The 26,705-nt window shown below is 42.5% G+C and carries 27 protein-coding genes, 1 tRNA gene and 1 pseudogene; 24 read left to right on the top strand and 5 right to left on the bottom strand.

Translation table 11 applies throughout. The annotated features are described in order from the left end of the window. The first annotated feature begins 7 nt into the window (after positions 1 to 7). From RH40_RS20885 to RH40_RS20880, 11 genes are all read left to right on the top strand, one after another. Positions 8 to 160: a hypothetical protein gene (locus RH40_RS20885; RefSeq protein ID WP_009600633.1), complete on the top strand. Its 153-nt coding sequence runs from the start codon at positions 8 to 10 to the stop codon at positions 158 to 160. Next, positions 157 to 366 (top strand): hypothetical protein, encoded by a 210-nt coding sequence (locus RH40_RS06520; protein ID WP_009600632.1) that lies wholly within the window; start codon positions 157 to 159, stop codon positions 364 to 366. Before RH40_RS20885 ends, RH40_RS06520 begins: the two co-directional genes overlap by 4 nt. Beyond that, complete coding sequence (locus RH40_RS06515; protein ID WP_039954377.1) at positions 363 to 779, top strand: hypothetical protein; 417 nt, start codon at positions 363 to 365, stop codon at positions 777 to 779. The genes RH40_RS06520 and RH40_RS06515 overlap by 4 nt, the downstream gene beginning before the upstream one ends. Next, positions 779 to 1,351 carry a hypothetical protein gene (locus RH40_RS06510; RefSeq protein WP_009600630.1) on the top strand — a complete coding sequence of 191 codons (573 nt, stop codon included), beginning with the start codon at positions 779 to 781 and terminating at the stop codon, positions 1,349 to 1,351. The genes RH40_RS06515 and RH40_RS06510 overlap by 1 nt, the downstream gene beginning before the upstream one ends. After that, positions 1,351 to 1,956: a hypothetical protein gene (locus tag RH40_RS06505; RefSeq protein ID WP_009600629.1), complete on the top strand. Its 606-nt coding sequence runs from the start codon at positions 1,351 to 1,353 to the stop codon at positions 1,954 to 1,956. The genes RH40_RS06510 and RH40_RS06505 overlap by 1 nt, the downstream gene beginning before the upstream one ends. Beyond that, on the top strand, positions 1,953 to 2,222 hold the full coding sequence (locus RH40_RS06500) for a hypothetical protein (RefSeq protein WP_009600628.1): 270 nt from the start codon (positions 1,953 to 1,955) through the stop codon (positions 2,220 to 2,222). Before RH40_RS06505 ends, RH40_RS06500 begins: the two co-directional genes overlap by 4 nt. Further along, complete coding sequence (locus RH40_RS06495) at positions 2,219 to 3,046, top strand: hypothetical protein (protein WP_009600627.1); 828 nt, start codon at positions 2,219 to 2,221, stop codon at positions 3,044 to 3,046. Before RH40_RS06500 ends, RH40_RS06495 begins: the two co-directional genes overlap by 4 nt. Then, positions 3,046 to 3,285, top strand: coding sequence for a phage tail assembly chaperone (locus RH40_RS06490; RefSeq protein ID WP_009600626.1), 240 nt, complete (start codon positions 3,046 to 3,048; stop codon positions 3,283 to 3,285). The genes RH40_RS06495 and RH40_RS06490 overlap by 1 nt, the downstream gene beginning before the upstream one ends. 17 nt (positions 3,286 to 3,302) lie before the next feature. Continuing rightward, positions 3,303 to 3,710, top strand: a complete 408-nt coding sequence (locus tag RH40_RS06485) for a hypothetical protein (RefSeq protein ID WP_009600625.1) — start codon at positions 3,303 to 3,305, stop codon at positions 3,708 to 3,710. A gap of 91 nt (positions 3,711 to 3,801) precedes the next feature. Next, on the top strand, positions 3,802 to 4,221 hold the full coding sequence (locus tag RH40_RS06480) for a hypothetical protein (RefSeq protein ID WP_009600623.1): 420 nt from the start codon (positions 3,802 to 3,804) through the stop codon (positions 4,219 to 4,221). Further along, positions 4,214 to 4,366, top strand: a complete 153-nt coding sequence (locus RH40_RS20880; protein WP_009600622.1) for a hypothetical protein — start codon at positions 4,214 to 4,216, stop codon at positions 4,364 to 4,366. The genes RH40_RS06480 and RH40_RS20880 overlap by 8 nt, the downstream gene beginning before the upstream one ends. Before the next feature lie 456 nt (positions 4,367 to 4,822). On the opposite strand, the gene folD is transcribed toward RH40_RS20880, so the two are convergent. Beyond that, positions 4,823 to 5,683 carry a bifunctional methylenetetrahydrofolate dehydrogenase/methenyltetrahydrofolate cyclohydrolase FolD gene (gene folD / locus RH40_RS06475; protein ID WP_009600620.1) on the bottom strand — a complete coding sequence of 287 codons (861 nt, stop codon included), beginning with the start codon at positions 5,681 to 5,683 and terminating at the stop codon, positions 4,823 to 4,825. Between the two features lie 206 nt (positions 5,684 to 5,889). Between folD and RH40_RS06470 the strand changes: the two genes are divergently transcribed. Then, a tRNA-Arg gene (locus RH40_RS06470) sits at positions 5,890 to 5,966 on the top strand. Between the two features lie 74 nt (positions 5,967 to 6,040). On the opposite strand, the gene alr is transcribed toward RH40_RS06470, so the two are convergent. Beyond that, positions 6,041 to 7,264 carry an alanine racemase gene (gene alr, locus RH40_RS06465; RefSeq protein WP_009600619.1) on the bottom strand — a complete coding sequence of 408 codons (1,224 nt, stop codon included), beginning with the start codon at positions 7,262 to 7,264 and terminating at the stop codon, positions 6,041 to 6,043. A gap of 50 nt (positions 7,265 to 7,314) precedes the next feature. After that, the gene (locus RH40_RS06460) at positions 7,315 to 8,946 is read right to left on the bottom strand and encodes a methyl-accepting chemotaxis protein (protein ID WP_039954376.1); all 1,632 of its coding nucleotides are present in this window, start codon (positions 8,944 to 8,946) and stop codon (positions 7,315 to 7,317) included. A 328-nt stretch (positions 8,947 to 9,274) separates the two neighbouring features. Between RH40_RS06460 and RH40_RS06455 the strand changes: the two genes are divergently transcribed. The 4 genes from RH40_RS06455 to RH40_RS06440 all read left to right on the top strand — a co-directional run bounded on the left by RH40_RS06455 (position 9,275) and on the right by RH40_RS06440 (position 13,266). Beyond that, the gene (locus RH40_RS06455; RefSeq protein ID WP_009600617.1) at positions 9,275 to 9,886 is read left to right on the top strand and encodes a DUF2913 family protein; all 612 of its coding nucleotides are present in this window, start codon (positions 9,275 to 9,277) and stop codon (positions 9,884 to 9,886) included. A gap of 285 nt (positions 9,887 to 10,171) precedes the next feature. Then, positions 10,172 to 11,167, top strand: coding sequence for a TRAP transporter substrate-binding protein (locus tag RH40_RS06450; RefSeq protein ID WP_009600615.1), 996 nt, complete (start codon positions 10,172 to 10,174; stop codon positions 11,165 to 11,167). Positions 11,168 to 11,235: 68 nt separating this feature from the next. After that, positions 11,236 to 11,901, top strand: coding sequence for a TRAP transporter small permease (locus RH40_RS06445; protein WP_009600614.1), 666 nt, complete (start codon positions 11,236 to 11,238; stop codon positions 11,899 to 11,901). Positions 11,902 to 11,904: 3 nt separating this feature from the next. After that, a complete protein-coding gene (locus tag RH40_RS06440) occupies positions 11,905 to 13,266 on the top strand; it encodes a TRAP transporter large permease (protein ID WP_009600613.1) in 1,362 nt (453 codons plus the stop codon). Positions 13,267 to 13,316: 50 nt separating this feature from the next. On the opposite strand, the gene RH40_RS06435 is transcribed toward RH40_RS06440, so the two are convergent. Continuing rightward, positions 13,317 to 14,663, bottom strand: coding sequence for a sigma-54-dependent transcriptional regulator (locus tag RH40_RS06435; protein WP_009600612.1), 1,347 nt, complete (start codon positions 14,661 to 14,663; stop codon positions 13,317 to 13,319). Positions 14,664 to 14,675: 12 nt separating this feature from the next. Then, positions 14,676 to 16,459 (bottom strand): annotated as a pseudogene (locus RH40_RS21285) (sensor histidine kinase). 517 nt (positions 16,460 to 16,976) lie between these two features. Here RH40_RS21285 and tig point away from each other — a divergent pair. The 8 genes from tig to cmk all read left to right on the top strand — a co-directional run bounded on the left by tig (position 16,977) and on the right by cmk (position 26,615). After that, positions 16,977 to 18,281 (top strand): trigger factor, encoded by a 1,305-nt coding sequence (gene tig / locus RH40_RS06425; RefSeq protein ID WP_009600611.1) that lies wholly within the window; start codon positions 16,977 to 16,979, stop codon positions 18,279 to 18,281. A gap of 107 nt (positions 18,282 to 18,388) precedes the next feature. After that, complete coding sequence (gene clpP, locus RH40_RS06420) at positions 18,389 to 19,015, top strand: ATP-dependent Clp endopeptidase proteolytic subunit ClpP (RefSeq protein ID WP_009600610.1); 627 nt, start codon at positions 18,389 to 18,391, stop codon at positions 19,013 to 19,015. Between the two features lie 65 nt (positions 19,016 to 19,080). Beyond that, positions 19,081 to 20,364, top strand: a complete 1,284-nt coding sequence (gene clpX / locus RH40_RS06415) for an ATP-dependent protease ATP-binding subunit ClpX (protein WP_009600609.1) — start codon at positions 19,081 to 19,083, stop codon at positions 20,362 to 20,364. A gap of 129 nt (positions 20,365 to 20,493) precedes the next feature. Further along, the gene (gene lon, locus RH40_RS06410) at positions 20,494 to 22,845 is read left to right on the top strand and encodes an endopeptidase La (RefSeq protein ID WP_009600608.1); all 2,352 of its coding nucleotides are present in this window, start codon (positions 20,494 to 20,496) and stop codon (positions 22,843 to 22,845) included. Between the two features lie 192 nt (positions 22,846 to 23,037). Continuing rightward, positions 23,038 to 23,310, top strand: a complete 273-nt coding sequence (hbs, locus tag RH40_RS06405; RefSeq protein WP_009600607.1) for a non-specific DNA-binding protein Hbs — start codon at positions 23,038 to 23,040, stop codon at positions 23,308 to 23,310. Positions 23,311 to 23,478: 168 nt separating this feature from the next. Beyond that, positions 23,479 to 25,338 (top strand): peptidylprolyl isomerase, encoded by a 1,860-nt coding sequence (ppiD, locus tag RH40_RS06400; protein ID WP_009600606.1) that lies wholly within the window; start codon positions 23,479 to 23,481, stop codon positions 25,336 to 25,338. Positions 25,339 to 25,501: 163 nt separating this feature from the next. After that, complete coding sequence (locus tag RH40_RS06395; RefSeq protein ID WP_009600605.1) at positions 25,502 to 25,792, top strand: ComEA family DNA-binding protein; 291 nt, start codon at positions 25,502 to 25,504, stop codon at positions 25,790 to 25,792. A 142-nt stretch (positions 25,793 to 25,934) separates the two neighbouring features. After that, entirely contained in the window at positions 25,935 to 26,615 is a 681-nt protein-coding gene (gene cmk / locus RH40_RS06390) for a (d)CMP kinase (RefSeq protein ID WP_009600604.1), read from the top strand. The last annotated feature ends 90 nt before the right edge of the window (positions 26,616 to 26,705 follow it).

Genomic DNA, 26,705 nt, shown 5'->3' with positions numbered 1-26,705 from the left:
GGGAGCAATGCCGTTAATTATTGCGCTCCCGCTTTTGGCGGGTGGTGTCGGGTTCGGGACGGGCTTTTGGTCTGGTTCGAGTGCAACGAAAATTTTTAAAGCCGCCGCACTAGGGGGCGGCGCGTATATGGCTTATCGAGTCGTTAAGGGGAGCAAATGATACCAGATATAGGAGGTGGACTAACAAACTCTGGGTCAATGCCAATCAACGCGGGCGGCGGTTCGGCGGGGCCAAGTAAAGCGACAGGGACTAATTCAATAGGTGGTATTCGTAACGGAGCGATTACCTTTGGCGGCGGTGCTTCGTCTTGGTTGCCTTGGGTGGTATTGGGAGTGGGGGCAGTCGTATGGCTAATGAAAAAATGACCTTCACTTTACTGCGTCCCACTCGCTCTGATTTGCCCGCGCTCTTTGGCCTTATCAAAAGAGCGTTTAACGGGGTGCATTGTGCAAAAGCAGAGTTTGAATTTTGTTGCGATGCGGTAAGGACTCAACGCGCAAGTTTCTATCACTTGATGGGTAGGGAGCAGGGCGTATCTTTGCGCTTTGTCGGCTATGTCACTGATGACAATGATTACTTAATTTTGGCCATGACGGGCAAAGGCTTAAACAAAGCCGCGCCCGTTATTCTTGAGGCAGTCAAATCTCAAGGTTATCGCTCAATTAAGTATCACACTGTACGCCGTGGCATGACTCGGATTCTCAAAGGCTTTGGATTTTCAGTCATGAGTCAATCACAGCATGACACGGTAATGTCACTTCAACTGGAGGGATGCTAATGGGCGGCGGTGGCAGTAGTTCAAGCAGTAATTCAACGAGCACAACGAATACGAGCGGCACCAGTGCTATATCTGGAGATAACTTGGGTGTCGTCATATCGGGCGTAAATGGGAACCTTGGCAATATTTCAATGACCGACCACGGAGCAATGGAAAAAGCCTCGGAAATCGCGAAAGGTGCATTAGATAGTAATAGCGCTGCCATTAAACAGGCGGTTGATTTGGGCTCTGATGCGATTAAATCTAATGAGAAAGTCACTAAGGCCGCACTTGATAATGGTCAGGAATCACTATCAAAAGCACTAGCCTTTGGCAAAAGCTCAGTGGACAGCAATCGTAAGGTGACAGAGAAGGCGATAGATAACATGCGCATGAACAGCGCAGATACAACGTCTGCTATTAAATCAATGGCGGTGCAATCGGGAGAAAACGCCCGCGCCGCGTTGAAAATGGCTGAAAATACCGCGTCACGCAGTCAAACGGGCAGCGCGGGAGAAATTTCTAAAGTTGCTATTGCTGTTGCGGTGGTCTCAGCGGTGAGCATCGTCGCCATGGTATTTAAGGGGGCATAATGAAACAGCTTGTCTTAAAGCCCAATGAAATAAAGCGTTTCGGTGTTGGTTCTGATAAGTGGCTCATTGTCCGTGAGTCACAAGAGTACCTTTATGTGCGCAGCGACAACGGCGAACAAATCCGAGTAGACGCGGGGGATACGTTAGATATTCGCAGCTTTAAAGAGCTTGAAATATCTAACCCGCACACGGCATCAATCCGCGTTGTTTACCAGTTAACCAAACACGACCTAAAAACAACGCCGCCCGCACAGGTGAAATTTTCTGACTCCATTGCAGTGAGTGAGATTCGCTCCCCTGTGACCACAAGGGCAGAGACAGCGCAGCGTTTTATCAGTCGTGACCATTTGCTTATCAAACCCAATGAAAAAAAGCGTTTGTTTACTGCCTCTGTGACACGGCTTGAGGTGGTTATCCAAAACATTAGTGATACGGAAGTGGAAGCAATGATTGGGGATTACAACGTGTGTGCGGTTGTTGGGCTTCCTGTCATGGGGGACAGACAAGCTCCTGCGGGAATTACGGTCACAGGGGGCGGTGAACTCTGGGCGTACAACAACTCCGGTGAAGTTCTCAAACTGGCAATGATGGAGGTTCACCGATGAGCCACTTATTGCCCCGTAGAGTGGTCGTGAAATACGACCCGCTCACGGAACATCTTAAAAACCTACAGCCTGAGCAAGTAGATGCGCTTTTGATGATGCAAGGCGTTTACAGCAATCAGGTAGCATTAAGCGCGGCGGTAATATCTATGCAGCGTCACGCTTTCAATTCAGATAATGACGTTTACGAACTGGCGGATAGTGTTGTAGCAAATGCGCTGCCACGTCTAAAGGTCGTGACGGAAGAAATGGAGAAACAAGCTCTATGAGTGATTTTACTGCAATCGGGCAAATGGTAACGGAAGCTCGAAACCTATTAGATAGCATTAAAGGCGGTGCTATCCGCACGATGCAAACACAATTTGATGCGCTTAAGCAAACTTTTTCAACGGATACTCAGCAAGCATTGAGTAATTTTCAAAACGTTTCTAATGCAAAAATTGCACAGCAAGACCAAGCATTGAAAAATGCTGTTGCGCCAATCTTGGATAAAGTTACGGTTCTGGCGCTTACTAAAAATCAAACAATGGATGTAATTACAGGCTCAATACCTGATGGCTTCATGGTGAATGGTGGCGTAACTATGGAGCTTATAGAGCGAATTAGTGGATGTCCTCGTGATCGTTCAGGGTATCAAATGCAGATTCTGAGCGAGATGAAGTCAGGAGTTAAACTCGACTTCCCAGACTTCAATATCCGAGAACAGCAATACTTTTTTCGAAGCTTTAATGTGTTTCGTGTGAGTTGGGATTTTCCAGATCCCTTTGATGGTTCAGAGTGGTTAATATTCCCCTCATTCAGTGGCGGGAATGCTGTGAACAATAGGCCTACCCCAATTAGTGGCGCTGGTTGCGATGCGGCGTTTGTGAAACTTGAATCAGGTTCATTATATGGTGGCTTTGCGGCCGGAGCTAAAGAGGGGAAATGGTGTTTTACCCGTCAGCAACGCGAAAGTACATCATTTGGTAACTATGTTCACCCGCACCCTGTAGCAACCTCTCGACAAGGCTCAATGTTAGTGGCATTGCCTGTTACTGCGTCTGGTTTTATCGACCACCCACATAAACTATTTGCATTACCGGAGCTTGGATAATGGACAAGGAATTTAATTACAACAACTTAAATCCTGAGTGTGAATTAATTTTGATTCGTGAATCTCGAAAACCGCTGTTAATTGAAGCGGACTACCTCGTCAATATTGCGCTAGATAATGGCGTAGATATTGCGCCGTATCGTCAGTATCGCCAAAAGTTGCGCGATATCACCCAAACCTATACAACGCTTAAGGATGTAGTATGGCCTCAAAAACCATCATTGCAGCCATCTTTATAATCGGGGGAATAGCATATATGACATCTAAAAAAGACTTACCACGCGGTGTGCGAAACAACAACCCGACAAACATAGAGTTCAGTCCTGCAAATGATTGGAAAGGTCAACGCGGCTCAGATGGTCGCTTTGTGATTTTTAATAACCCTGCGCATGGCTTTCGAGCAGGTGCGAAAGTGCTGAGAAGTTATCACCGCCAAGGCTTTGTAACATTGAGTCAGATGATAAATCGCTTTGCGCCAAGTCATGAGAATGACACGTCAGGCTATGTGCGTAATGTCAGTAAGTGGTCGGGTATTGGTGAAAACCAAGTTGTGGATGTGACCGACTCTGCGCAACTGGCAACTGTGCTGCATTCTATGTCACGCATGGAAGTGGGCCCATATTACACGCTGAAAATGGCGCGCAAAGGGGTAGAAATGGCATGACCAAACAAGACACAAAAAAGGTTGCACTTACTGTGGTGGGGACTGTGCTCGCAGCCTACACCGTCAAATTCCTTAAACAACAAGGATGGTTATGATTACACTGATTACCTCCCTTTTTACTGAGGGCATTGGCTATTTCAAACGAAAGCAGGAAGCCAAAAACAAAGCGCAAGAACGCAGTGAACAGCTAGAACTGGCGAAAGTCACCGCGCAAATCAAGCGCATTGAATCGGGCGATAAATCCGCAACGCAACTGGATGAAATCAGCTTGAAAAATCGTGGCTGGAAAGATGAATATCTCCTGATTCTAACGACTTTACCGTTAGGTCTATCGTTTATACCTGAGTGGGCGTATATCGTCACAGAGGGTTTTGAGGCACTGGAAAGTGTCCCAGAATATTACTGGTATGCGCTCGGTCTAATCTACATCGATACATTCGGATTTAGACGTATGGCAAGAATGGCCGTCGAATGCTGGCTACAACGTAAATTTGGGGGTACTTATGGCTGAGTATCAATCACTGCTTGTTTTTGCTATCAGCTCGCTATGTTCAGGCGTTGGAGTAGGGGCTGTACTAAAAACCGATATCAAGTGGCTCAGGTTTATGATGGAAAACATAGATTCGAGAGTGACCAGGTTAGAAAATGAGAGTTAAACAAGCCCGCGAAAGCGGGTTTTTTATTTCGTAAGGTTACGAAATAAAATGAGCCTAAATGTTTTGTTAATATGCTTTAGCGCACATAGGCGGTAGTTGCGACGATTTTATGTACAACTATTTAAATATTAACCTTGTTGCGTATAATGGTTTTTCTGGTTCATTAAGTAACCAGTATCATAATTAACTTTTAATCAATAGAGAGTAATGCTATGGCAAAAACTAAAGGCGGAAAAAAGAAGGTTCACGTTCCAGCTTACAAGAAGAAAGATGGAACTAAAGTACCTGAGCACTACCGCTCAACACCTAACTAATAATCAGATTAGAAATTAATACAACAAACGCTCACCCATTCGGCAAGCATTTTTTGTGGACATTATTGGGTCGGCGTTTTTATTAAAGCAATCAAAAACAATTACTTAGGTTTTGATATCAGGCTCCTTGCGGAGCCTTTTTTTATTTTTTGGTATGGAATTGCTCGCAAGCGAGCATGGTATTTTCGATTAAACTTGCGACAGTCATAGGGCCAACGCCTCCAGGAACCGGAGTAATAAAACTTGCACGTTCTTTGGCATTTTCATAATCCACATCACCGATGAGTTTCCCTGATTCAAGTCGATTGATGCCAACATCAATCACGACAGCACCATCTTTTATCCATTGACCAGGAATAAAATTAGGTTTTCCTACGGCAACGACAACGATGTCTGCCTGGCGAACATGACTTTCAAGATCTTTGGTAAAGCGATGACAGGTGGTTGTTGTGCAACCTGCCAACAGTAATTCTAAGCTCATTGGCCGGCCAACAATATTGGAAGCACCAACAATAACCGCATGCTTGCTGCGCAGCTCGATATTATACCTTTCAAGTAAGGTGATGATTCCTTTTGGTGTGCATGATCTGAGTTTAGGAATACGTTGAGCTAAACGGCCAACATTATAGGGGTGGAAGCCATCAACATCTTTCTCGGTATCAATATGTTCAAGTATGTGTGTAGCGTCAATACCAGCGGGTAGCGGTAGCTGTACTAAGATACCATCTATCTCATCGTCGTTATTGAGTTCGGTGATCAGCGACAGTAGCTCTTTTTCTGTTGTCGTATGCGGAAGGTCAAAAGATTTAGATATGAATCCAACTTCCTCACATGCTCTGCGTTTGCTCCCCACATAGACTTGTGAGGCAGGATCGTCCCCCACGAGGACAACTGCAAGGCCTGGGGCGCGCAGGCCATTATCAACTCGAGCCTTCACGCGAGCTGCCACTTCTGAGCGGACAGTTTGTGAAATTAAGGTGCCATCGATATTTTGAGCAGTCATGGTTTTCCTTAGGAAATAAATGAAAAGAGTAGACGTTTGACTTCTATTCTCGCAGATTCTTTAATTAACTTCTATAAGCAAACGTTTGCCTTGCGGTTATTTTAAACAGATTTGGCGTCTTTGTCCTTTTTTTGGTCAGTCAGATCATAATGTTAATAAAACCTCTTGTGTTCAGGCGGTGAATTCGTATAATTCTTTCCTGTAGCGCGCCCTTAGCTCAGCTGGATAGAGCACGTCCCTTCTAAGGATGTGGTCGTAGGTTCGAATCCTACAGGGCGTGCCATTATTATAAGGCCCCAGTGCAATACACTGGGGCCTATTCGTTTCTCTAGCGAATTTTTCCTAAAAAATGAGACGCTATTCGACGTAATAACGTGGGTTCGCATTTCCCCAAACAGTATAAAGTTCTGGGAAAATGACATCGGCATGTTCCTCCATTTCACCAATGGATATCGCTTCTTGCTTTTGTTGTCCAAATAAGGTGACTTCTTGACCCGGTAACACGCCCTTGACGTTTGACACATCCACCATTGTCGTATTCATTGAAGTGACACCGACGACCTTCGCGCGCTGCCCATTAACCAAAACCTGCGCTCTATTACCCATCTTTCTTGGATAACCGTCAGAGTAACCGACAGGGAGGTTGGCTAATACGCTTTTTTTCTCTGTCGTATAAGTGCTATCGTAGCCAACAGTACTGTTTGCAGGCAGATTATGGAGAGAAGCTATTCGTGTTTTGAATGAAACGATCGATGGGTATTCTGGGTTGGTGGGCAAATCACCGTACAAAACGCCACCGGGTCTAACCATATCAAGTTGTGATTCTGGAACATTCACTGAGGCATAGGAGTTTGCAACGTGTAAAATTACGTCCTTGCGCTCTAACGTTGTATTGTCAAAAATCCATTGAGTATTTGTTTTAAAGCTTGCGAGCTTCTGCTTGACTTCATCAGCGTCATAATTAGGGAAGTGCGTCATAATTCCCACAATTTCGATGTTAGGGCTTTCTATTATTCTGACCGCATGCGCTTGTCCTTCATCTGTGGTCATATCTAAACCATTACGCCCCATTCCCCCATCATTAAGTGCGAGATGGATTTTGATTGGAGTCGCTTGCTCTCTAGACAACTCCTCAAATTCTTTAATTTGATCAACGGTACCGACCAGCTCTTCTATATTAAGGCCAAGACCCTCTTTTACTTCTTTGAGGTTGGCAGATCTTACCCTAATCAACTCACCTTTAAACCCTGCCTCTCTTACTGCTTTCGCTTCACTATTACTTGCTATTGCAATACAAGGTATCTTTTTCTCGATAATAATCGGCATTAAGCCATAGATACCATTACCGTAAGCATCTGCCTTCATCACTGCACAAATTCGAGTTCCTTGTGCAAGATGAGTTTCGAACTGTTCGATGTTGGCTCTGAACTGACTCAGGTTTACTTCAAGCCATGAATTCGATATAAGTGCTTGGCGAGATTCTGAGGGGTTATATTCTATTGATACAGGGGCACTTATGGCGGGTGCACTGCTCAACACTGTCGCTATAGTCAGTGATAGAAATGTGATTTGAAATTTCATAATACCTCTCAAGACATTAAAAAATAACAACGCGCATCTATGGACAACCTTTAATGGAGCTTAAAGCGCGACATCGATTCATGAAGAGAGGATGATAGGTTAGCTAACTCCCTACATGATTTGACTGTTTGTTCAGAGCCCTTCGCGACATCTTGCGAGGCTACCTGTATTTCTTCAATGTTTCTGCTCAGCTCATCAGCGACAGAATCTTGTTCACCGCAAGCACTGGCGATTTGAATCCCCATATCGGCGATGTTTGCAATAGCCTGCTCTATTGACACCATAAGCTCTTGAGAGTGATGGCCTTGCTCTGCGCATTTATCGATACTGGTTCGGGAGTTTTCTGTTGCTTCTTTCGCTTTCGCTGAGAAAGATTGAAGCTTTTCGATGATGGTCGTAATTTCGCTGGTCGAGTCTTGAGTTCGCCCGGCGAGTGTTCTTACTTCATCTGCTACCACGGCAAAACCGCGGCCAGATTCCCCAGCCCTTGCCGCTTCTATGGCTGCATTCAGAGCGAGCAGGTTAGTTTGCTCCGCGATATCACGAATCACGTCAACGACAACATTAATTTGGCTAGATTGTTGCTCTAATTCAGAGACTGTGTCGCCCGCGTCACCAATGACCTGCGCAACGTTCTGAATTGATGTGACCATGGCTTGGTTGTCACGAGCACCTTCTTGTGTTCTCTGGTTTGCCTGATTGGCTTGTTCTGCCGAATCATCGGTATTTTTAGCAACATCCGCGACTGAAGATTTCATCAGCGTCATTGCAGTTGCCACTTCGCTAATCTGGCTCTGTTGCTTTTGCATGTCTGCAGAGGACGTTTCAGCGATATGCGTCATTTGCTCAACGGCTTCACCAAGCTGTTTGACGACTTCTTTACTTTGGTCAATCAATTGTTTTAGGTTAGATTGCATTTGGATGGTAGAGTCGGCGAGGTCACCCAGTTCATCATTACCGATATCTTTTCGGACAAGTTCTTTTGATAAGTCACCATCAGCAATGGCATTTGCCTGTTGTACAACCCTTGCTAGTGGGCGGCAAATCATACGTGTAAGGGAGACAACGATGGCGATCATAATAATGAGCATTACGACGTTGCTGATAATGGTTGTATAATCTAGGTCATGTATGGATTTGAGGATCTGATTTTTATTACTTTCCATTGCCCCTTTTAAAATACCCACAAGTGCATTCATGTCTGATTCAATGCTTTCAAAATTAGCGAGTGATTGGGTGAGAATGGGGTAGGCTTTGGTTTTGTTGTCGTCGGTCATAGCCTGATTGAAGGCATCCATAGTTGCAAGGTATTTTTGCCACTTACTGATCAAGCGATTATAAATCTCGGTTTCTTCCCCAGGCCAAACAGTTTTACCATACGCATTCAATGCGGTGCCTATCTCTTCTCTTATCTTCTCATTCACTTTTATTTTTGACACAATTTTGTTGTGATCACTCATCGCAAACACAGCGAATTGCGTACGACGCCAATATGACATCTTATCTCTTATGCCATCAACGCTTTCTACCGCAGGTAGTGTGTCATCAGTATAGTTGAGGAGCTCGGCCTGAATGCTGGACAATTCTTTGAGCAGAAACAGGGCAAAGCCCAAATTAATTAGAGCGATGACTGAAAAGCAGAGTGCAATTTTCCTACCGATTGATAAATTTTTCATAACTATGGACAACCTAATATCTAATTTGGGCGCAATACCCTCTGTACTACGTGCGTGTCCTATGTGAACGCAACAAATCGAAGAACGGGCTAATGCATAGACCTAATTATAGAAGGCTCATTAAGATTTAGCGTAACAAATATATTTATTCTCTAGTTACCTTGAATCTTGGTTACATTATTTGTTCTAAAGATTGGTACCTGAAGTCTGGTGGAAGTGTGATAATACGTGATGTAAGACACTGTACATAGGGGATAGTTTTGGATAGCATATCCGTCTTTTAGCCACATTAACTAAATAGAGCAGCACTCGATTAGCGTACTCTTGTAAGCCCATGCGCAGTATCCATACAAAAATAAAATCTGAATTCGAACCACTACTTAATGAGCTGGCCTTGCATGCATTACTGCATCTTTTTTCCGCTCATTCAGTCAAGTTACTAAGCCGTAAAAGTTGTGCTGAAAAAAACGATATCCTGTCTGCTTGGTTAAACAGAGCGGTTTCAAGCAAAAAGTATAAACCTCTCAAAAAGAAAATACGTACCCTTGTTTCTCAAGCACGAGCGAGTCGCCTTGATATTGAGCTACTGTTAAACGAGTTAGCTATTTGCAATGAAGGAGATGAGCTACCTAATCTGGATAGCTTCTTATTACTGATTAATATTTTAGAAAAAGAGCTAAATACAACTGTTCTTGTTTCAAGTCCGGAAAAAGTGGACTTGGAACATAACTCAAATAGCTGTTTGTTGTGTGTTTTAGCTAGTGATCTGAATGCACATTTCAATAACCGAAATGAGCTAGTCAAATCAGTATCAATGTTATTTAGAGGCACAAATGGAGAAAAGCATGCTCTATTGAGAGCAATTTATGCATCTTCAATTTTTGATTATACGGTCGAATTCGATGATTCTTATTTCTTAAGGTTCACGTTAAAACTACAAAGCTAAGAGGTTTTCAGACCCATTGAAATGTGTCTTTCTATTACTCTTCAATCAAGGAAACCAACGCTTCGATATATCTTACTCTATCTTAACTACTTGAGTGGCAATTCACCCATATTGATAAAAACAATGGGTGGAAACCCACCCATCTCTCTGTGTCTCAAACAAGAATTTGTCTTTTAATGCATTTAAGTGATTGAGTTAAAACTAATTTAAAAGTTGGCTTAGTTATTGCTCCAATGAATATTACATCCCATTGATAGGGCTGCTACATTCAAAAGGAGAATCCTAATGACTAGACCATTGACTTTAATTTCCGTTTCTTTACTTGCTGCAATGAGCACTAGTGCATTCGCCAACTGCGATCCCGGTGAGACGGTTGTCAAGTTTAGCCACGTAACTAACACGGACAAACATCCAAAAGGGATTGCTGCTTCGTTGCTTGAAAAACGTGTCAACGAAGAAATGAACGGCAAGTTGTGTATGCAAGTCTTTCCAAACTCAACCTTGTATGATGACAATAAGGTACTAGAGGCGCTATTGAATGGAGACGTTCAGCTTGCTGCTCCTTCTCTCTCTAAATTTGAAAAGTTCACCAAAAAATATCGTATTTTTGACCTGCCATTTTTATTTGAAGATGTCGAAGCTGTCGACCGTTTTCAGAGCTCAGAAGCTGGTGAAAGCTTAAAGAATGCTATGAAGCGTCGTGGTCTGCAGGGCCTAGCATTTTGGCACAATGGCATGAAGCAGATGTCAGCGAACAAACCTCTTATTTCTCCCAATGATGCAAAAGGGCTTAAGTTTAGAGTCCAGGCTTCAGATGTACTGGTAGCACAATTTGAACAATTAGATGCAAATCCACAGAAAATGTCGTTCAAAGAAGTTTATGGTGGGTTACAAACTAAAGTTATCGATGGTCAAGAAAATACTTGGTCCAATATCTACGGGAAGAAGTTCTTTGAGGTTCAGGATGGCATCACAGAAACTAACCACGGCATTTTAGACTATTTGGTAGTCACCTCTAATGACTTTTGGAAAAGTCTTCCCAAAGATCAGCGTGAACAACTTAATACAATCATTCAAGAGGTTTCTGCAACTCGTAATGCTGAATCATCGAGAGTAAACCTTGCCAACAAAAATAATATTATCGAAGCTGGTGGTGTAGTCAGAACACTCACTTCAGAGCAACGTCAGGCTTGGGTTGAAGCACTACAACCGGTTTGGAAAAAGTTTGAAAAAGACATCGGTTCTGATTTGATTCAAGCCGCGCTCGCATCTAATAAATAACACAAATGTCGTGAAACCCCTCATGGATACATGAGGGGGGATTTTTCTTGTATTAAAGTGAACTATTTATGAAACAACCACTATTCGACAAAGTGGGTAAAGTTACCGATAAGATTGAAGAAACGCTCATTGCTTTTTTTCTCGGAGCCATGACTTTGCTGACTTTCGCAAATGTTATCTGTCGTTATGTATTTAACGATAATATTCTCTGGGCTTTAGAGCTGACCGTGTTTTTATTCGCTTGGATGGTCTTGGTCGGTGCGTCATACGGTGTTAAGAAACATTTTCATATTGGCGTTGACGTCATCATTAATATGGCGCCAGAAAAGCTAAGAAAAGCCTACGCATTACTTGCAGCCGTGTGCTGTTTGGCCTTTTCAACTCTTCTTCTCGTTGGTTCTTGGAACTACTGGTTTCCTTTCGTAACAGAAAGAGCTTGGTATGAAACAGACGATATTCCTATGCCTGAAATGTTGCAATTTCTTGCTGATGTTCTCAATGAAGGGGAACGTTATGAAAAACTGCCAAGGTTTATTCCTTATATGGCTTTGCCTTTAGGCATGGCGCTTTTAACATGGCGATTTTTACAAGTGACATGGCAAATCCTAACAGGAAAGTTAGACAGACTTATTGCTGGTCATGAGGTAGAAGAAGAAATTGAGGCCATGAAAGAGGAACTTAAACAGGCGTCAGAAGCATTGGAGCCCAAAATGAATAGAGATAAGGGAGAGTAGGCGATGGAGATCTTATTTTTATTCGCAATGGTTGTTGGCTTTATGTTGATCGGTGTTCCTATTGCCGTATCCTTGGGGCTTTCAAGTATTCTTTTTCTTCTCATACACTCTGATGCATCTTTAGCATCTGTTGCCCAAACACTCTTTAATGCATTCGCTGGCCATTACACACTATTGGCGATTCCATTTTTTATTCTCGCTTCCAGCTTTATGTCAACAGGTGGAGTGGCAAAAAGAATCATACGTTTTGCTATCGCTATGGTGGGCTGGTTCCGCGGTGGTCTTGCTATGGCATCGGTTGTTGCATGTATGATGTTCGCTGCGTTATCCGGATCTTCGCCTGCTACAGTTGTTGCCATAGGTAGTATTGTTATTGCAGGTATGATTAAAAATGGTTACTCGAAAGAGTTTGCTGCTGGCGTAATATGCAATGCTGGTACATTAGGGATTCTGATTCCTCCGTCTATCGTAATGGTCGTTTATGCTGCTGCAACGGATGTCTCCGTCGGACGAATGTTCCTTGGAGGTGTCATTCCAGGCTTGTTGGCCGGTGTCATGTTGATGATCGCAATTTATATTGCAGCTCGAGTAAAAAACTTACCTAAACAGCCCTTTGTTGGATGGACAGAGGTCTTTTCATCGGCGAAAGACGCAAGCTGGGGCTTGCTACTTGTCGTGATTATTCTCGGGGGAATTTATGGTGGAATTTTTACTCCAACTGAAGCTGCAGCAGTAGCCGCTGTCTACTCATTTTTGATTGCGAACTTCATCTATAAAGATATGGGGCCGTTTTCGGATAAGAACAACACAAAACCTGCTGTCTTCAAAGTGATTCAAGCATTTGTGCATGAAGATACCAAGCGTACTTTGTATGAGGCCGGAAAGCTTACTATCATGCTGCTTTTTATCATCGCTAATGCGCTGATTTTAAAGCATGTTTTGACTGAAGAACGTATCCCTCAAATGATCACTGAGTCGATGCTTTCTGCTGGGCTCGGTCCAATTACATTTCTTATTGTTGTTAATGTACTATTGCTCATTGGAGGGCAATTTATGGAGCCTTCTGGTCTGTTGATCATTGTTGCTCCATTGGTATTTCCAATCGCAATTGCACTCGGTATTGATCCTATCCACTTAGGAATCATGATGGTCGTCAATATGGAAATTGGTATGATCACTCCACCCGTTGGGCTAAATTTATTCGTAACAGCAGGCGTGGCCAAAATGTCTATGATGCAGGTAGTAAAAGCGGCACTGCCTTGGGTTGGTGTGATGTTTTTATTCCTCATCATTGTTACCTATGTCCCTTGGGTATCGACTTGGTTACCAACGATGCTGATGGGACCTGAAATTATCACCAAATAAAAAATAGCGGGCCTGTTTATAACAGGCCCTTATCGTATTTACTGTTGGCACTAGTCACTTTTATAATGACTTTTATCGAGTTGGTATTTTTGCATTTTGTCGTAGAGTGTTTTTCGGGCAAGTTGCAGGTGTACCATCGTTTTATTGATGCTCCCACCACAATGATCAAGCGCCTGACTGATAATACTTTTTTCGAACTCCGCAACTTGATTCGCTAAACTTAAAGACTCACCATCCATTTCTGCATTGGGCTCACTGATATTGGAGAGCTGTCCAAGAAGTACGAGGCGCTCTGCAGCGTTACGCAGTTCACGAACATTGCCGGGCCAATCATGACTCATGAGTTGTTTTATTAGTGATTGAGAGAGTACAGGGGCAGAACGCTTATAGCGATCAGCAGCAACAAGGGTAAAGTGATGGAAAAGGGTAGTAATATCCTCCTTTCGGTTCCTTAATGCAGGGAGATTCAATGTAACCACATTGAGTCGATAGTAAAGGTCTTCTCTAAATTGACGTTTATCTGCCGCTTTTCTTAAGTCCACTTTTGTTGCGGCGATAATGCGAATATTAATGGGGAGTAATCTATTCGAACCCACTCTCTCAATGACGCGCTCTTGCAATACCCGCAAAAGTCTGATTTGAGCGTGAAGTGGCATTGACTCAATTTCATCAAGGAAGAGCGTCCCCCCATCAGCGTGCTCGAATTTGCCTATACGCAGCGAATCTGCACCAGTAAACGCACCTTTTTCATGGCCGTAAAGTTCACTTTCAATAAGGTGCTCTGGAACGGCGCCACAGTTTATGGCAACAAACTGGTTATCACGGCGAGCACTTTGTTCATGAATAGAGCGGGCGACAAGCTCTTTACCGGTTCCTGTTTCACCGAAAATTAGAATATCGGCATCAGTGTCTCCTACTTGGGCGATTTGTTCACGAAGTTGTTGTATTGGCGCTGTATTTCCAATAATTCTTGGTCCCAACGTTTGACTTGTCTTTAAGTCTCTCTTTAGTGCGAGATTTTCTAAGGTCAGTTGTCTCTTTTCGATTGCTCTTTTTGTAGTGTCTATGAGCCTATCGGTCGAAAAAGGTTTTTCAATAAAGTCATAGGCGCCATTCTGTAGTGCCTTCACTGCCATAGAAATGTCGCCATGTGCCGTGATAAGGATGATTGGAACATTAGCGTCTTTTTTTAGTATGCTGGTTAAGACATTTTCACCTGATAGTCCAGGTAAGCAGACATCGGTAATGATTACCTTAGGTAGGCCACTATTTTGTATTGCTAGTAGGGCTTCTTCTGCTGTCGCAAAGAAAGCTGCTGAAATATTCTCAAGCGCAAAGCTTTGTTCAATGGCGATGCGAATATCGCTTTCATCATCAATGAAAATAACATCATACATAGGGAGCATGTCCTAAGTTGTTTTTTTGATAGGTATGTTAACAATAAATTGGGCACCACCAAGTAGCGAACTCGCCGCTTTTAACGTTCCACCCATTGATTGGATAATCTGCCTAGAGATAGATAAGCCAAGGCCTAAGCCATTATCTTTAGTAGTAAAAAAAGGTTCAAATAATGCTTGGCTGTTGTTTTCTTTAAGCCCAGGCCCGTTGTCATCGACATATATTGATAGTGCTTCATTATCGGTATGCGTCGAGATAATGATTTGTCGCTTTTCTTGTGACTCGATAGCCTGTATTGCATTGGTAACAAGGTTTATAAGGACTTGTTCAAACTGAATTGGATTCAACTCCACCTTAGGTAATGAGCTTTGAATATCACAATGTAATTCAATTTGATGATTTCTAAGCTGCGGTATGAGTAATTCTCGTGCAGACAAAATAAGAGGTTTGACGTCGACTAGATGAAGCTCGCGACTATCACTTTTCTTGGCGAAGCTTCTTAGTTGGTTACTGATGGCAGCCATGCGCTTCGTTAATTCAGATATACGAATCAAATTATCATTGACGCATTGGTACTTTTCACGCTCTAGAAATCGGACAGCATTATCGGAAAAACTTCGAATTGCTGTTAATGGATTGTTCAGTTCATGGCTGATACTCGCCGAAATTTGTCCAATAACAGCTAATTTACCCGCTTGGATTAACTCATCTTGAGTTTGTTTCAGTCTGGATTCTGTTCTATTTCGTTCTGTTATTTCCGCTTGGAGCTTTGCTGTCCTTTCCATAACTAGAAACTCTAGCTTCTGTTTTGCCTCTGATTGTATTTGTTCAAATTGTCGTTTTTTGAAATGTCGTTGAGAAATCAACTGTAAACATAGGAAAGCGATAACAAAGACTAGAGTGACCACTATAACAAAACTCAACGTGGGGAAGAGAAGATGTATTTTTTTGTGAGTACTCGTAGGGTTAATTGATGCTTGTCTAAGACTTGAGATGACACGATATAATCATTGTTTAGGTTTGGTTGTTTGATTTTTTTCAATTCGCTCTCATTGACAGATAGGTCCCCTGACAAATCGAGTGAGCGGATAGGAGAGTCAAGGTACTGTCTGCTATTGAGAATATTTTGACGTTTTGATGCTGATAAAGTGATTAGGCTTTTAAATAGCCATTTTTCGTTGCTAGACATAAATATGACATTGTGTTTATCCGTCGCCACAAAAGTATTCACTTTGTCTTTCCAGCTCTCTTCTATTGCCGACAGGTGCATTTTTACTACAATGACGCCGACGATATCACCCGCAAAATAAATTGGATGTGAAAAGTAATAACCGCGTCGTTTAGAGCTAGAGCCCAAAGCAAAATATTGACTAGGCTGCCCTAAAATAGCTTCTGAAAAATAGGGCCTCCAAGTGTAATTGTGACCGATAAAAGAATGAGATAAATTCCAATTGCTTGATGCAATCGTATTACCATTTTTATTGAGTATATATACCCCCGCTCCTTTTATCGTGTCGTTTACTCTTTCCAAGAAACGATTTGTTACGTCAAGCTGTGCAGTGTTGTTAGGGGCTTTAAGTGCAGCCAAAACCTCTGAGGACTTGGCAAGGAGTTGGGGTAAATGGGCATATTTATCGAGCTTACTTGAGATAAATTCGGCAAACCTATCTAGATGTTGGCGGTGCATAGCACGGTGGTCACCTTCAATGGTTGCCCACATCCAATTTGCCCCTAAGAAAATGGTAAGGAAATAAAGGGTAAGTAGAAGAAATTTGGTACGTCGAAAGGTAAACATGTCAGGCCTTTATCACTAACCTTAAGATGCTATAGGTTAATCGTTTTTTTACGCAATGTATTGAGTGGTAATGGGTATAAGTTAACTTAAAATAGGACTTAGATCTCTTTTTAAGACTTAAATAAAAAAAACACTAGTTTCTCTTGAAAAACACATTAGTGTCCCCAATTTGATATACAAATGCGCCTTAGTTGGTGTTTTTTTTAGCAGTTGAATGAGTTTTTAGGTGATTCCCTGAGAGATCTTAGGGTTCGGCTCGACAGAGGTAAATCTGGTCGTTAGAATGCGTCGTTTGAGTCTACAATCTGAGGCTAATCGAAGGTACCTTTTTGAAGATGTGAGTGCATCTTATAAAAAGATATCATTGATTAGCACGACAACAGTCTTGTTTAACTGTTGTTGATACTCGTTTACGTTAAGAGTGCTTATTGTAAGCATGAATTCGATGAGTCTTTCCTAAATTTTGGAAGTTGACGCATCAGCTCACTTTTTGAGCCAGTTTTGAGGTTATTAAAGAATGCAAGTTACTGTTGAAACGCTAGAGGGTCTAGAGCGCCGTCTAAACATTACTGTTCCTGCTGCAAACATCGAAGATGCAGTGACAGCTGAATTACGCAATATTGCAAAGAACCGTCGTTTTGATGGCTTCCGTAAGGGTAAAGTGCCATTGAAGATGGTTGCTAAAATGTACGGTAAAGCAGTACGTCAAGACGTAATGGGTGAAGTCATGCAGCGTCACTTTATTGAGGCGATTGTAAAGGAAAAGATCAACCCAGCAGGTGCGCCTACCTTTGCTCCAGTAGAGAACAAAGAAGGCGAAGATCTCGTATTTAACGCAACGTTTGAAGTATACCCAGAAGTTGCACTCAAAGGTCTAGAGAATATCACTGTTGAAAAGCCAGCGACAGAAGTTCAAGATGCTGATGTTGAAGAGATGATCGAGACATTACGTAAACAGCAAGCAAACTGGGCTGAAGTTGACGAAGTGGCTGAAGACGGCAAACGCGCAACTATCGACTTTATCGGTTCTATCGATGGAGAAGAGTTTGAGGGCGGGAAAGCAGAGAACTTCCCACTAGAAATGGGTGCTGGTCGTATGATCCCGGGCTTCGAGGATGGTATTTCTGGTAAGAAAGCAGGTGAAGAATTCGAAATCGACGTGACTTTCCCAGAAGACTACCACGCTGAGAACTTGAAAGGTAAAGCTGCTAAGTTCTCGATCACAGTAAATAAAGTCGAAGCGCGTGAATTGCCAGAAGTGAATGATGACTTCATTGCGAAGTTTGGTGTTTCGGAAGGTGGTGTTGATGCTCTCAAAGCTGAAGTTCGTAAAAATATGGAACGTGAGCTTAAGCAAGCAGTTAAAAACCGCATCAAAGAACAAGCTATCGACGGTTTGGTGAAAGAAAATGATATCGAAGTTCCTGCTTCTCTGATCGATCAGGAAATCGGTACTCTTCGTCAGCAAGCGGCGCAACGTTTCGGTGGTAACCCAGAAGCTGCTGAACAGCTACCACGTGAATTATTTGAAGAACAAGCGAAGCGACGCGTTGTTGTAGGTCTTCTTCTTGGTGAAGTAATCAAGTCTGAAGAGCTAAAAGCAGACGACGACAAAGTGAAATCTCTCATCCAAGAGATGGCGACCGCTTACGAAGATCCATCTGAAGTTATTGCTTACTACGAGCAAAACGAGCAAATGATGAACAACATGCGCAATGTTGCGTTAGAAGAGCAAGCTATCGATGCCATTATCTCTAAAGCTCAAGTTTCTGAAAAAGAAGTGAGCTTCAATGAGCTAATGAACCAACAGCCAGCAGCTTAATAGGCAATAATGTGCTTATTTGGTTGACTACGGGTTAACTATTCTGCTAACAATGGTCCGTGTGATACTTTTCATTCGGACCATTAATTTTTTAGGGACTTAAGAATATGAGCTACCAAGAAAAAAATGCAATGTCTCCAATTTTAGATGCACTTGTCCCCATGGTGGTTGAACAAACTTCTCGTGGTGAACGTTCTTATGATATCTACTCTCGTCTATTAAAAGAACGAGTGATTTTTTTAACTGGTCAAGTAGAAGACCACATGGCAAATCTTGTCGTGGCACAATTGCTTTTCCTTGAGTCTGAGAATCCTGACAAAGATATCTTCTTATACATTAATTCACCAGGTGGAAGCGTGACAGCGGGCATGTCTATTTATGACACGATGCAGTTTATTAAGCCTAACGTCAGCACGGTGTGTATGGGACAAGCATGCTCTATGGGAGCATTCTTATTAGCTGGCGGCGCTCCTGGTAAGCGTTATGTTCTGCCAAACTCACGAGTTATGATTCACCAGCCATTAGGTGGTTTTCAAGGCCAGGCTTCAGATATCCAGATTCATGCTCAAGAAATTCTAACTATCAAGAAAAAGCTGAACACCTTGTTAGCTGAGCACACAGGGCAGCCACTTGATGTTATTGAACGCGATACTGATCGTGACAACTTTATGTCAGCAGATCAAGCCGTTGAATATGGGTTAGTTGATTCAATGTTGACTCACCGTAGTGAATAACTAGCCACATTGGCATATATTGATATACACTCAGGTCATGAGAGTAAAGGCTAAGAGGTTAGCGAATGACAGACAAAAGCAAAGAGAGCAGTAGTAGTAAGCTTCTTTACTGTTCTTTCTGTGGTAAGAGCCAGCACGAAGTTCGCAAGCTAATCGCTGGACCATCAGTATACATTTGCGATGAATGCGTTGATTTATGCAACGACATTATTCGTGAAGAAATCAAAGATGCACTACCGAAAAAGCAGTCCGAAGCACTTCCTGTGCCTAGAGAGATTCGGGAGCATCTGGACGATTATGTAATTGGTCAAGATTACGCGAAAAAAGTGCTTGCAGTAGCCGTTTATAACCACTATAAGCGTTTACGTAATGGCGACACTACGAGTGATGGTGTTGAATTAGGCAAGAGTAATATTCTACTCATCGGGCCTACCGGTAGCGGTAAGACATTATTAGCTGAAACATTAGCACGCTTCTTGGATGTGCCATTTACTATGGCTGATGCAACCACTCTTACAGAAGCGGGCTATGTAGGTGAAGATGTTGAAAACATCATTCAAAAGTTACTACAAAAATGCGATTATGATGTTGCGAAAGCAGAGCGGGGCATTGTCTATATCGATGAAATAGACAAAATATCTCGTAAAGCAGAAAATCCCTCTATAACACGTGATGTATCTGGTGAAGGTGTTCAACAAGCCCTACTCAAGTTAATTGAAGGTACGGTGGCATCTGTCCCGCCTCAAGGTGGGCGCAAGCATCCTCAACAAGAATTTCTTCAGGTCGATACCTCGAAAATCTTATTTATTTGTGGTGGTGCATTTGCTGGCTTGGACAAGGTTATTGAACAACGAGTGGCGACAGGAACTGGGATCGGGTTTGGTGCAGAGGTTCGTTCTAAGGACGAGACGAAAACTGTGGGTGAACTTTTCACAAAAGTTGAACCTGAAGATCTCGTTAAATACGGCTTAATTCCTGAATTTATTGGTCGTCTTCCAGTTACTACTACGTTAACTGAGCTTGATGAAGAAGCGTTAATTCAAATTCTTTGTGAACCCAAAAATGCATTAACTAAGCAATATGCTGCACTGTTTGAATTAGAAGATACAGAACTTGAGTTTCGCGAAGACGCACTCAGAGCGATAGCGAAAAAAGCGATGGATCGTAAAACGGGTGCACGAGGCTTACGCTCTATCCTTGAAGGTGTATTATTGGAAACAATGTATGAGTTACCTTCAATGGAAGACGTTAGCAAAGTTGTCATTGATGATTCTGTTATCAAGGGAGAGTCTGCTCCTCTAATGATTTACAGCAATTCTGACAACCAAGCAGCGGGTGCTGAGTCATAATCTAATTCACAAAAAGTGACGTAGATAAGAAGGGAGTATTCAATTACTCCCTTTTTTTTATTCTTTCATTGAATCCAATGAATTAGCCCCCATATATTTCGAATAGGACAAAGCGGAAGAGAGAAGAATATGAACTTGGAACGTTCCGAACGTATCGAGATCCCAGTACTACCTCTGAGAGATGTAGTCGTTTACCCGCACATGGTAATCCCATTATTCGTTGGTCGCGAGAAGTCGATTGCATGCTTAGAAGCGGCAATGGACGACAATAAGCAAGTCTTATTGGTCGCTCAAAAAAAGGCGGATACCGATGAGCCAGCAGAAGCGGATATGTTTGAAGTTGGTACGGTCGCGACCATTCTTCAACTACTTAAGTTGCCAGATGGCACGGTAAAAGTGTTAGTTGAAGGACAACAACGTGCAAAAATTCATCGCTTTATTGAAAGTGAGTACTTTTACGCAGATGCGGAGTACTTAACAACCAAGGAGCTGGATGAGCGTGAGCAAGAAGTGATTGTTCGCAGTGCGATTAATCAATTTGAAGGTTTCATTAAGCTTAATAAAAAAATTCCCCCAGAGGTGCTTACTTCTCTAAATGGAATTGACGAAGCTGCAAGGTTAGCGGATACCATAGCCGCACACATGCCACTTAAACTTGCAGAAAAACAAAATGTCCTAGAGATTTTGGATGTAAGCGAACGCCTCGAATTTTTGATGGGGCAAATGGAATCAGAAATCGACTTACTTCAAGTTGAAAAACGCATTCGTACTCGCGTGAAAAAGCAGATGGAAAAATCGCAAAGAGAATACTATCTGAACGAGCAGATGAAAGCGATTCAGAAAGAGCTTGGCGAAAGTGAAGATGGTGTTGATGAATTTGAGGTGCTAAAGCAGAAGATTGATGATGCTAAAATGCCTCAAGAAGCACGTGAAAAGACGGAGCAAGAGTTACAGAAACTCAAGATGATGTCTCCTATGTCAGCTGAAGCAACAGTAGTACGTGGATACATTGACTGGATGCTCGGTGTTCCTTGGAACAAACGTTCTAAAGTGAAAAAGAATCTGGCTAAGGCGGAGGAGGTTCTTAATGAGGACCACTACGGTTTAGAGCGTGTTAAAGAGCGTATTCTTGAATATTTAGCGGTTCAAAATCGCATCAACAAGTTGAAAGGTCCGATCCTTTGTTTAGTGGGTCCCCCTGGTGTGGGTAAGACTTCTTTAGGGCGCTCTATCGCCGCAGCGACGGGTCGCCAGTATACGCGTATGGCTCTTGGTGGCGTACGTGATGAGGCAGAGATTCGTGGTCATCGTCGAACTTACATAGGTTCAATGCCAGGCAAGCTGATTCAGAAGATGTCTAAAGTCGGAGTTAAAAATCCACTCTTCTTGCTTGATGAAATCGATAAAATGTCATCGGACATGCGTGGTGATCCTTCATCAGCTTTGCTGGAGGTCCTTGATCCAGAGCAAAATAACGCATTCAACGACCACTATTTGGAAGTTGATTACGACTTGTCTGATGTTATGTTCGTCGCGACGTCGAACTCGATGAATATCCCAGGCCCACTACTTGATCGTATGGAAGTTATTCGTCTATCGGGTTACACAGAAGATGAAAAACTGAATATTGCTAAGCGACATCTTGTTGAAAAGCAGATCAAACGAAATGGTCTTAAAGTTAATGAAATCGACATAGATGATTCTGCAATTATTGGCATTATTCGCTATTACACTCGAGAAGCTGGTGTCCGAAATCTCGAGCGTGAGATCTCAAAAATTTGTCGTAAAGCTGTAAAAAATATTCTTTTAGACAAAGACTTAAAGAAAGTTACAGTGAACATGGAAAATCTGAAAGAATATTTAGGTGTCCAGCGTCATGATTTCGGTAAGGCAGATGATAGCAATCGTCTAGGGCAAGTGACAGGGTTAGCATGGACAGAAGTTGGTGGGGATCTACTCACTATAGAAACAGAGTCTATGCCGGGTAAAGGTAAGCTAACTCAGACTGGGTCGTTAGGCGATGTGATGCAGGAATCAATACAGGCGGCGATGACAGTTGTTCGTTCTCGTGCTGATAAGTTGGGGATTAATTCTGACTTTTATGAAAAACGAGACATCCACGTTCATGTTCCGGAAGGGGCTACGCCAAAAGATGGTCCGAGCGCGGGTATCGCGATGTGTACGGCGCTTGTTTCTAGTTTAACGGGGAATCCAGTCAAAGCAGAGGTTGCGATGACAGGTGAGATCACGCTGAGAGGCGAAGTTCTACCTATCGGAGGTCTTAAAGAGAAACTTCTAGCTGCCCACCGTGGTGGTATTAAAACGGTTCTCATTCCCAAAGACAATGAGCGTGATCTTGAGGAAATTCCTGATAATGTAATTGCTGATTTAAAAGTAATTCCGGTTCAGTGGATTGATGAAGTACTTAGGGTTGCCCTAGAAAAAGAGCCGTCTGGTGTCGAGTTTGCTGCAGTAAAATAGTGATGTGTAGCAAAAATAAGTAAAAGATTACGTTGATTAGCGCAAAAACTCTTGTCAGCGTTTTTTTTGGGAGCTAACGTTACCAACTATAGCCTCATGCCTTACAAGACAAGGGTTTGTAGCTAGTGTGGAATAAATGGAACGTAAAGCTACCTACAACAAAAATATTTGGTGGCATAAAGGGGAATCACAGTGAATAAAACGCAATTAGTAGAAAAAATCGCAGAGAGCGCAGATCTTTCAAAAGCTTCTGCTGGAAGAGCACTTGATGCATTTATTGATGCAGTGGGTGATACACTCCAGTCTGGAGATCAGGTAGCTTTGGTTGGTTTTGGCACGTTCAGTGTAAGAACACGCGCTGCGCGTACAGGCCGTAATCCAAAAACTGGCGAAGAAATTCAAATTGCAGAGGCAAAAGTACCGTCGTTCAAGGCTGGTAAGGCTCTTAAAGATTCTTGCAATTAATTTGAGCTAGAATCTAGGCAGATTTTTCGAACCTTTTTAAAATATGCGCATCTTACTGATGCGCATTTGTTTTTCTGGTATTATCGCGCCAAACCATTTTTAATTTTATGTGCCATGCCTGTGTTAGTGTAAATACGGCAAGGTATACAAGCGGAGAGTAGTGTAAGTATGATGGAACGAATGCGCGAAGGCGCCAGTGGTGTAGCTGTGAAGGTTATCCTTGGGGTGATCATTCTAAGTTTCGTTTTTACGGGTGTAAGCGGATACATTGGTTCTGGTGCAAGTAGCTCAGCAGCCAAAGTTGGAAATGATGAGATAAGTCGAGGTGATTTTGAGCGTGAGTATCAAAATCAGCGGAATCAGATGCAAGCTCAACTTGGTGATTATTTCTCAAACCTTTTGGCCGATCAAAATTACGTCAACACTTTCCGTAAATCAGTTCTAGACCGCATGATCGATGATAAGCTAATAGAACGTCATGCTGAATCTTTAGGCTTGCGAGTCAGTGATGCCCAAGTTCGTCAACAAATCTTCGAATTCCCTCAGTTTCAGGTTGAAGGAAAATTCGATGAGGATGTTTATCAAGCAACACTAAGAAGAGCTGGCTTTACCGCTCATACATTCTCTGAAGATCTCAGAAAGAACATATTACGTGAACAACTTAGAAATGCCATTGAGGGTACCGATTTCTCTCTTGCTGGAGAAGTTGAATCACAGAGCAAGCTAATCAGTCAAACTCGAGACGTAAAGAAGATTACGTTATCGTTGAGCGATTTTGCCAAAAAAGTGAAATTGTCTGACGAAGAAATCAATGATTACTATCAGCAACATACTTCACAGTATACTCGTCCAGAGCAAATGAAAGTCGCCTATATTGAGCTTTCTGCCGAGAAATTAAAGAATAATATCGTTGTCAGTGATAATGATGCGAAGGCGTATTACCAGGACAATATCGATAAGTATACGTCAGAGGAACAGCGTCGAGTAAGTCATATATTGATTCAAGGTGACAACAAAGAAAAAGCGCAAAAAGTTCTCGACAAGTTGAACGCAGGTGCTGATTTTGCCACGTTAGCCAAAGAAGACTCAGAGGACGTAGGCAGTGCCGAAGAAGGCGGTTCTTTAGGCTGGATAGAACGCGATGTTATGGACCCGGAATTTGAAAAGGCGGCTTTTGCACTCAAACAGCCGGGTGAAACGACGGGTCTGGTTAAATCAGAATTTGGTTACCACATTATCAAGCTAGACGAGCTTAAAGCGCCAGAAACTGAATCTTATGAGACGGTTGAAAAAGCAATTAAACAAGAGTTGAAAGATCAAAAAGCAGCAGACGAATTCTATGCTTTGCAAGCTCAATTAGAAACTCAGGCGTATGAATCACCAGATTCTCTGGATGCTGCAGCTGAAGCAATAAAGGCTAATATCCAAACAACAGACTTCATCTCGGATGCTAATGCACCGGATTTGCTTAAATCAGCTCCAGTATTGCAAGCACTCGCTAACCCTGAAGTTAAAGAGGACGGCTTAAATTCTGAAGTTATCGAGATTGCGCCGGAACATGTCTTAGTTGTTCGTATTAATGACACTCGTCCAGAAAAGTTGTTACCACTTAGTGAAGTGCGTGATGATGTGGTTGAAGCTGCGACTGAAGTAAAAGCAAAAGAATCTGCTGAAAAGCTCGCGATTTCGATAGTAGAAGAGTTGAAATCAGGCAAAGAAGACTTGCTCAAAAAATACGGTTTGCAGTTTGGTGAAGCTGAGTCTTTAGATAGAAGCTCGCCCATTGCGAACGTTGTATTCGCTATGACTAAGCCCACAGATGGGAAGATCGAGTACACTCAATTGAGAGACTTAAATGGAGACTTTTTGATTGTTGGTTTGACTCAGGTAGTGTCTAAGCCGAACAAGCAGTACGAAGAGCAAATAAAGGCTCAACTGACTCGGACCAATGCGCAACAAGACTTTACTGGTTTGATTAAAATCCTACGTAATGAAACAGATATTCAATATTATGTAGTGACACAGTAGTGGCGCAATTGAAACTGATATATTAATTATTACGGACTGTACTTACAGTCCGTCTTTTTTTGCGTAGAGAGTACTTTTCGTATCCTAGCCTACCTATATCCTGATATATCCAAGTATTTCGAAGTTACTTGGATATAGAAAAATTACTTTATAGGATACTACTATGACTAGATACTTTATAACGTTTCTCTTTCTTATTTTTAGTTCTCTGGGTATGGCAGATTCGCCAGAAGTTGATCCCAAATACGAAAATATTGAAATTACAGTAAACATAAATAAAGCGGGTGCTGAGGAGTTGGCTGACTTGCTTTTGGGCGTTGGGTTAAAGAAAGCGCAGGCTATCGTTGAGTACCGAGACTCGAACGGTTTGTTTGAGCAGCCTGACTCATTACTTTTTGTTCAAGGAATTGGCCCAGCGATATTGGCTAAAAATAGCGGTCGTATAAGGCTTTAATATGTAGTGAGCGCTCTAAGCGCTCTTTTTGAAAATATTTAATGGTTGCTATATGGAACCTAGCTCTATTTATCTCTATAATTTCACGCCAAAATTGAATGCCACTATATACGTACGGCCAAACACTAACGTGGAGTAAAAAATGTCTTCTCATACACCAGTAGTAACCGTTGATGGACCGAGTGGAGCAGGTAAAGGTACGCTATGCATGCTACTTGCTACAAAGCTTGGTTATAATTTGCTTGATTCTGGTGCTATTTACCGTGTGCTTGCCCTTGCTGCTATGCATCATGGTGTCAAACTAGAATCTGAAGATGCACTCGTACCTTTAGCAAATCACCTAGATGTCCAGTTTATTGCTGAAGGTGAGCTGGTTAAAGTCATTCTTGAAGGGGAAGATGTTTCTCATGATTTACGCAAAGAAGAGACAGGTATGGCTGCTTCCCAAGTTGCGGCTCTCCCGAGAGTAAGAGAAGCACTATTGCGTCGTCAGAGAGCTTTTGCATCTGGCAAAGGTTTGGTCGCAGATGGTCGAGATATGGGGACCGTTGTATTTCCACAAGCAAGTGTAAAGATTTTTTTAGATGCAAGCGCACACGAGAGAGCAGAACGTCGGCTCAAACAGTTGCAAAATAAAGGCTTAAATGTTAACTTTGATGACCTTTTGACCGAAATTCAAGAGCGTGATTACAGAGATCGTAATCGAGCGGTTGCACCCTTGCGTCCCGCGTCCGACGCGCTTTTGATCGATTCTACCTCGTTAAGTATCGACGAAGTAGTAGAAAAGGCACTACAATATATCGAATCTAAGTTGATAGCTTAGGCTGTCAAGTGAGAGCGTTGGTTGCAAGGATGATGACCGGCGAATTTAATAACCCCATGAGGTAGGATACCCGTGGACGTTTAATTTATT

The sequence above is a fragment of the Vibrio caribbeanicus ATCC BAA-2122 genome (genome assembly GCF_000165125.1).
GTDB classification, from domain to species: domain Bacteria; phylum Pseudomonadota; class Gammaproteobacteria; order Enterobacterales; family Vibrionaceae; genus Vibrio; species Vibrio caribbeanicus.
Note: the sequence above shows the minus strand (reverse complement) of the source record. Positions and strands in the feature narration are given on the sequence as shown.

What these genes read in the sequence shown, in the direction of transcription:
- RH40_RS06480 (WP_009600623.1), top strand. Translation starts at nt 3,802, where the DNA reads ATGATTACACTGATTACCTCCCTTTTTACTGAGGGCATTGGCTATTTC.
- RH40_RS06510 (WP_009600630.1), top strand. Translation starts at nt 779, where the DNA reads ATGGGCGGCGGTGGCAGTAGTTCAAGCAGTAATTCAACGAGCACAACG.
- RH40_RS06515 (WP_039954377.1), top strand. Translation starts at nt 363, where the DNA reads ATGACCTTCACTTTACTGCGTCCCACTCGCTCTGATTTGCCCGCGCTC.
- RH40_RS06490 (WP_009600626.1), top strand. Translation starts at nt 3,046, where the DNA reads ATGGACAAGGAATTTAATTACAACAACTTAAATCCTGAGTGTGAATTA.
- RH40_RS20880 (WP_009600622.1), top strand. Translation starts at nt 4,214, where the DNA reads ATGGCTGAGTATCAATCACTGCTTGTTTTTGCTATCAGCTCGCTATGT.
- RH40_RS06495 (WP_009600627.1), top strand. Translation starts at nt 2,219, where the DNA reads ATGAGTGATTTTACTGCAATCGGGCAAATGGTAACGGAAGCTCGAAAC.
- RH40_RS20885 (WP_009600633.1), top strand. Translation starts at nt 8, where the DNA reads ATGCCGTTAATTATTGCGCTCCCGCTTTTGGCGGGTGGTGTCGGGTTC.
- cmk (WP_009600604.1), top strand. Translation starts at nt 25,935, where the DNA reads ATGTCTTCTCATACACCAGTAGTAACCGTTGATGGACCGAGTGGAGCA.
- RH40_RS06505 (WP_009600629.1), top strand. Translation starts at nt 1,351, where the DNA reads ATGAAACAGCTTGTCTTAAAGCCCAATGAAATAAAGCGTTTCGGTGTT.
- lon (WP_009600608.1), top strand. Translation starts at nt 20,494, where the DNA reads ATGAACTTGGAACGTTCCGAACGTATCGAGATCCCAGTACTACCTCTG.
- RH40_RS06455 (WP_009600617.1), top strand. Translation starts at nt 9,275, where the DNA reads ATGCGCAGTATCCATACAAAAATAAAATCTGAATTCGAACCACTACTT.
- clpP (WP_009600610.1), top strand. Translation starts at nt 18,389, where the DNA reads ATGAGCTACCAAGAAAAAAATGCAATGTCTCCAATTTTAGATGCACTT.
- RH40_RS06450 (WP_009600615.1), top strand. Translation starts at nt 10,172, where the DNA reads ATGACTAGACCATTGACTTTAATTTCCGTTTCTTTACTTGCTGCAATG.
- RH40_RS06485 (WP_009600625.1), top strand. Translation starts at nt 3,303, where the DNA reads ATGACATCTAAAAAAGACTTACCACGCGGTGTGCGAAACAACAACCCG.
- ppiD (WP_009600606.1), top strand. Translation starts at nt 23,479, where the DNA reads ATGATGGAACGAATGCGCGAAGGCGCCAGTGGTGTAGCTGTGAAGGTT.
- RH40_RS06520 (WP_009600632.1), top strand. Translation starts at nt 157, where the DNA reads ATGATACCAGATATAGGAGGTGGACTAACAAACTCTGGGTCAATGCCA.
- alr (WP_009600619.1), bottom strand. Translation starts at nt 7,264, where the DNA reads ATGAAATTTCAAATCACATTTCTATCACTGACTATAGCGACAGTGTTG.
- RH40_RS06445 (WP_009600614.1), top strand. Translation starts at nt 11,236, where the DNA reads ATGAAACAACCACTATTCGACAAAGTGGGTAAAGTTACCGATAAGATT.
- RH40_RS06395 (WP_009600605.1), top strand. Translation starts at nt 25,502, where the DNA reads ATGACTAGATACTTTATAACGTTTCTCTTTCTTATTTTTAGTTCTCTG.
- clpX (WP_009600609.1), top strand. Translation starts at nt 19,081, where the DNA reads ATGACAGACAAAAGCAAAGAGAGCAGTAGTAGTAAGCTTCTTTACTGT.
- RH40_RS06435 (WP_009600612.1), bottom strand. Translation starts at nt 14,663, where the DNA reads ATGTATGATGTTATTTTCATTGATGATGAAAGCGATATTCGCATCGCC.
- tig (WP_009600611.1), top strand. Translation starts at nt 16,977, where the DNA reads ATGCAAGTTACTGTTGAAACGCTAGAGGGTCTAGAGCGCCGTCTAAAC.
- RH40_RS06500 (WP_009600628.1), top strand. Translation starts at nt 1,953, where the DNA reads ATGAGCCACTTATTGCCCCGTAGAGTGGTCGTGAAATACGACCCGCTC.
- folD (WP_009600620.1), bottom strand. Translation starts at nt 5,683, where the DNA reads ATGACTGCTCAAAATATCGATGGCACCTTAATTTCACAAACTGTCCGC.
- RH40_RS06440 (WP_009600613.1), top strand. Translation starts at nt 11,905, where the DNA reads ATGGAGATCTTATTTTTATTCGCAATGGTTGTTGGCTTTATGTTGATC.